The organism is Kitasatospora sp. NPDC024654, from assembly GCF_055559155.1.
Map to the genome: position 1 here is coordinate 1 of NZ_JBVHLF010000186.1, position 5,187 is coordinate 5,187.

4 protein-coding genes are annotated in these 5,187 nt (G+C 71.1%); 3 read left to right on the forward strand and 1 reads right to left on the reverse strand.

Annotation, left to right across the window (positions count from 1 at the left end):
- Positions 1 to 286 precede the first annotated feature (286 nt).
- The gene (locus tag ACZ38L_RS38345; protein WP_465702583.1) at positions 287 to 2,377 is read right to left on the reverse strand and encodes a hypothetical protein; all 2,091 of its coding nucleotides are present in this window, start codon (positions 2,375 to 2,377) and stop codon (positions 287 to 289) included.
- A 265-nt stretch (positions 2,378 to 2,642) separates the two neighbouring features.
- Here ACZ38L_RS38345 and ACZ38L_RS38350 point away from each other — a divergent pair, with 265 nt between their 5' ends.
- The 3 genes from ACZ38L_RS38350 to ACZ38L_RS38360 form a co-directional block, all read left to right on the forward strand.
- Entirely contained in the window at positions 2,643 to 3,707 is a 1,065-nt protein-coding gene (locus ACZ38L_RS38350) for a hypothetical protein (RefSeq protein ID WP_465702585.1), read from the forward strand.
- Positions 3,708 to 3,810: 103 nt separating this feature from the next.
- Positions 3,811 to 4,515, forward strand: coding sequence for a UPF0158 family protein (locus ACZ38L_RS38355; protein WP_465702587.1), 705 nt, complete (start codon positions 3,811 to 3,813; stop codon positions 4,513 to 4,515).
- 180 nt (positions 4,516 to 4,695) lie between these two features.
- On the forward strand, positions 4,696 to 5,187 hold a 492-nt coding region (locus ACZ38L_RS38360), incomplete at its 3' end, for an SWIM zinc finger family protein (RefSeq protein ID WP_465702589.1).

Sequence of the window (5,187 nt, forward strand, 5' to 3'; positions counted from 1 at the left end):
AGATGCACGGCCGAGCCGGGTTTGCCCTGCTCCGCCACCGCATCCTCCTCCAGTGATCACTACACAGCGCTACCACCGATTACGGGCCAGAGCCGAATGTGAGACAGAGTCGTTGACCGTACAGACCCGTGGGGAGCTGGTCCTGCCATAACTCGGGGCCTATGTTCTGCGGGCGCCAGCTTCGACGCCATGGACACTCAGCTCCACTCTGAAATCGTGGCACCGCGGACCGCAAGGAGGAAGAGGAGAGGACGGATATCACCCGTTCGAGCGGTGCCAGTTGGGATCAGCGCCGCCGCTTGCCCTTGCCTCGTGTGGTGTTCCTGCGGGTGCGGGTGGCGTTCGCCCGGCCGAGCTGGGCGGATCGTTCGCGCAGCGGGCCGTCGGCGAGGGAGCGGAGCGCGGCCAGGCCGGTTTGGTCGGGGTGGTGGGAGGCGAGGGAGGCGGTGATGATCTCGCGGGCCTGCCTGCGGCCCTGGGAGAGCAGCGAGTCGACGGTGGCGTCCTGTCCTCCGAGTTCCAGGAGCTGGAGCAGGCCCTCGGCGACCATCAGCAGCGACTCGGGGGCGGTAAGGTCGTCGGGCTGGAGGAGCTCGCGGTGAGTGAGGACGCCGAGTGCGGTCGGGGCGAGCTGCGGGTCGGTACGCAGGGTGCGCAGGAGCCGTTCACCTTCTCCGTCCGGCAGGGCGGCGGCGAGCGCGTCGAGCAGGGCTCCCGCCCTGGTGCGCCACGGCGTGTCCCGTACGGCCTGGACGAGCTCGGTCAGCGCGGGTTCGGTTCCGCCGCGCGCACGGGTCCACGCGGCGAGTTCGGCGCGCGCGGAGGCAGGATCGTAGTGTTCGGCGAGGACGCCCAGCAGCCCGGCGGCCGGGGCGTCGGCGAGTTCACCGATGAGCGGGGCGTCGCGGCCTTCGGCGAGCAGCCGCAGCCGTACGGCGTGGGTGCCGAGGTCGGTGAGGCGGATCAGCTCAACCGGGCCCGCGGTGAGTTCCGTGCGCAGCTCCTTCGCGCGGCGTGCTGCGTCGGGGGCGGGGGCCGGGGTGCCGAGGAGGGTGGCGAGCTCCGGGGGCAGGCCCGGGGGCAGTGCCGGGGTGGCTGGCGGGGTCGGTAGGTCGAGGAAGACCGGGTGGGCCATGCCGTGCTCGCGGGTGATGACGCCGAGCCGCTCGAGGGCGTCGAGGACGCTGCGCAGGTCAGTGTCGGCTTCCTGGAGCCACATCCGTTCCTGGGCCGGTTCCTCGCCGGTGAAGTGGTAGCGGGCGCGGTAGGCGAGGTGGGTCGACTCGCGCAGCCGGGGCCAGGGCATGGGGTGCGGGAGGCTGTAGAGGGTGTTGAGGACATCCGGTAGGACGTCTTCGTACGTCGCGTACAGCATCGACGTCGGTCGGTAGTCGTCCGTGCCGCCGATCAGGGCCTCGCGCAGTTCGAAGACGGCCTCGAAGGCTCGCTGCCACAGCGTGAGCGGGTCCGTCAGCAGAGGCCGGGCTTTGGCCACCGCGTACAGGCGGCCCTTGGCCGGGCGGACGAGGCGGGCCTTCTTCGCCCACTCGAAGACCAGGTTGAGACGCGGCAGGTCGGAACTGGTGCGCGGCGAGCCGGGGCGGTCGCCGGTGCCGAGGGCGGCGACGAGTTCCTTGGCGTCGGCGAGCTTGAGCCGCCCGAGCTTCGTCAGTTCCCGGCCCTCCTTGCCGGCCCACTGCGCGAGTGCGGCCAGTTGGCCGACCAGTGGGACGGCTGTTGCGGCGGCACGCAGTTCATCGTCACCGGGCAGCAGGACGGGCAGTTGCGGCTCGGCGCGCCGCACCCCGGGCGGGCCGGTAAGGCGGTGGCGGCGGACGATCGCTTCCAACGTCGACTCGTCGTAGGGGGCTTCGCCGCGCCGGGTACGCTCGGTGAAGCGGTCCATCGCGCCGTGGTCGAAGACGTCAACGCCCTGCTCGGCGGCGGTGGTCGCCCAGAACTTCGCCATCCCCCAGCGAGTGCGGTCCGTCATGGCCTCCGCGAACATCGGAGACACCGCGTCGATCGCCCGTTCCAGGAGATCGAGCGAGCCACCGCGCGGATCATCCAGCCCCATCGCGTGCAGGAAGCGCAGCAGGGCGCGCAGCCCTCCGGGACCGTCCGCCGGCGGCTGGCCGGGCAGTTGGGTGAGCGTGCGCGGCAGCCAGTCGAGCAGGAACTCTTCCACCTGCTGTGGCTGCCACAGTCCCAGCCGGCCGTCGACCGTGCCACGATGCCGGTAGTCCAGCGCCGACTCGGCCACCATCGGGTCGCTGGCCTCGCCTCGCTCCTCGCACCAGGCCACCAGCCGGCTGACCAGTTGCTCACAGGCGGCCGCAAAGCCGTCCTCGTCGTCCGGCTCGAAGAACATGCGCATGGATCAATGCCTCGCAGGGGGGAGAGCACGCGGATGCCAGTCAGCCTACCGGTCCAGGAGAGAGCGAGGATGTCCGTCGGCCGGATCGTGTGTATCCGATCAGGAGACCGCGCTGAACGAAGGCATGGTGCTCGCCGGATGACAGGAGGCATTCGAGTGGACATCCCGAGTGGACGTCCGGACTTCCCTGGACGGGCGGGTGTCCTGCGCCTCGAAGGTGAGCGCGGCTGGGACGGTATCCTCCGACGCCATGGTGACGCGTCGCATGAACCGCGAAGAGTTCTTCGCCCAGCTGGCCCACCTTGACGAGGAACGGTTGAGGAAGGCGCTGTGGAACCTGTACTGGCGCGGTGCCGCGCCCGTGCGCGAGCGGATCGAAGCGGAGATCGCTCCCGCGGCGGCCGTGCCGCAGCCCCGGGCGAGGACCGAGGCGCAGGACCCGCAGCAGGTGCTCGCGCAGGTGCGGGAGTTCGTCGGGCTGGCTCGTGCGGGTTCCTATCTGGCCGGAGACCACAGGGTGAGCCCGAAGGAGCGGTCCGGTTGGCGGTTCACCTTCCGCCGCCACGCCGAGGCAGCTCGACAGGCGCTCGCGGCCGAGGACCCGCGTTCGGGAGAGGAGGCGGTCGCGGCGGTCGTGGACCTGGCCTGCTACTGCAAGAGCTACCAGTGCTTCCGTTCGGATGATCCGATGGAAGCGGCGAAGTTCGTTGCCTCCGAGGCCGTCGCCGCGTTGTGGGCCACGATGCTGAATCGCCACGGACCGGCCGAGTTCGCCGAACGTGCGATGCCGCAGCTGGTCCGCTGGGAGTCCCGCTTCGGCTGGACGGTGCGGGGCTTTGGTTCGGTACCGGAACACGAGAGGATGCTGGCCGTCGTCCTCGAGCGCCTGCTCCCCGCCCCCGACGCATGGCTGGCCTGCGCCGAGCAGTACGTGGTCGCCCTTGACCGCGTTGCCCGGACCCGGCAGGCCAAGGGTCCTCGTATCGCGGGCTACTCGTCCGCCGCCTACGAGTGCAAGCGCCGGGCCGACGATCTGCTGGAGTGGCACGGCATGTTGCTGGAACGGTTGCCGGACTACGACGCCGGCCATCTGCTGGACAGGATCGCCGAGCATCCGGCGCTGGACGGAGGGTACCAACTGCTGTTCCGGGCGCGGCTCGCGCGTGCACGCGGTGGCCTCGCGCAGGCCCGTGCGCTGGTAACCCAGGCGCTGGAGGACCTCCCGGGCCTGGACACGCTCCACGAGCTGGCGGCCGAGATCGGCGCGACGGTGCCCGAGCGCGCCCAGGGAATCAGTCAGCGACTCCGCACCACTGCGCCGAACTCCTGAGCCCAGCAGGACCGACCGAGGCGACCGACCGGTAAGGAAGTCGCCGCCACCATCATGATGCCTCATCCGTTCTTCCCGCCGAGATGCGGCTACCTTGATGCGCATGACAGGGACGTGGAGCGAGGACAGCCTGCGGCAGCTGCGCGCGCGACGGTATGCCGGTGACGGGGCGGCGCTGGTCGCTGTGCTGTCGGGTCGGCCGCTGGCCGAGGTCCTGCAGCAGGTGGGGGACCTGGTCGGCAGCGCGGCGGCCGAGCGGGTGCCGGGGGCGGCGGAAGTGGCCGAGCGGTGCATCGCTGCGCTCGACGAGCGCGGCTGGGAGGGCGACGAGGAGCTGGCTCGGCAGCTGGCGGCCGCGCTGGGTCGGGGCCCGGCATCGCCGCTCAGGCCGCTGGCGGTGGATCTGGAGGAGCTGTCCGGGCTACTGGAGGGCGACCCCGCCCACGGCGGTGGCCGTATCGATCTGACCACCGGCGACTGCTGGGCGCAGCAGGTCGACTTCGACGGGCAGGAGGAGTGTGAGGAGGACACGGACTCCGACCGGTGGCTGCCGGTGTGGTGCGAAGGATCCCGGGAGGGCTATCGGGACATGGAGCTGTTCATCGCCACGGTAGGTGACGCCGACTTCGCGGAGCGCCTGGAGATCGCCGTCACCGGCCGTGGGGCATTCCGCCGGTTCAGGGATGTCCTGGCCCGTCGGGAAGACGAGCTGCACCGGTTTCGCCTGTTCGCCGAGGAGCGGCAGTGCGGCCGGGCGCGGGCCTGGCTGGCCGCGCACGGTTACCGTCCGGCGGGTCGCCGCCGATAGCCGGACTGCCCGGAGCCGCCGTGCACCGCCGGCCGGGGCCGGGGCGGCTGAGGTGCCGGAAGACGACCTGGTCCGTGAAGGGGAGGAACCGGTGGCTGCCTGCCGCGTGAAGCCTGGGGCCTGAGGGTGAAATGGCCGATTTCTGGAACGCTTCCGGCCTTGTCCGCTTGGATGGGTGCTGTGACGAGCACTGCTGCATTCACTGAGGACGATCTGCGCGCGCTGGCGGGGCCGCGTTCCTTCGACCGGGGCCGGGGCTACCGTGACGCGGTCGACTCGCTCGAGGTGGACGGGCACCGGTTCACCGCCGTCGTCCATGGGACCGATGCCTATGAGGTCGTGCTGGAGGTGGACGAGGACGAGGAGGACGGGCTGTGGGGGGAGTGCGATTGCCCGTACGGTCTGGACGGCAACTTCTGCAAGCACTGTGTCGCGGTGGGCCTGGTCGTGCTGCAACGGCGCGGGGAACTGCCCCGGCTCCGGGCCGACAGCGAGGCGAGGACCGGCAGCCTGGAGTCCTGGCTCTCGTCGCGCTCACGCGAGGACCTGCTGGCCCTGGTCCGCGAACTGATCGACGGTGACCGGGACTTGCGCCGACGCCTGGAGCTGCGGGCCGCGACCGCCGGCGCCGACCTCGGCCAGATGCGCGCACGGATCGCGGACCTGCTCGCG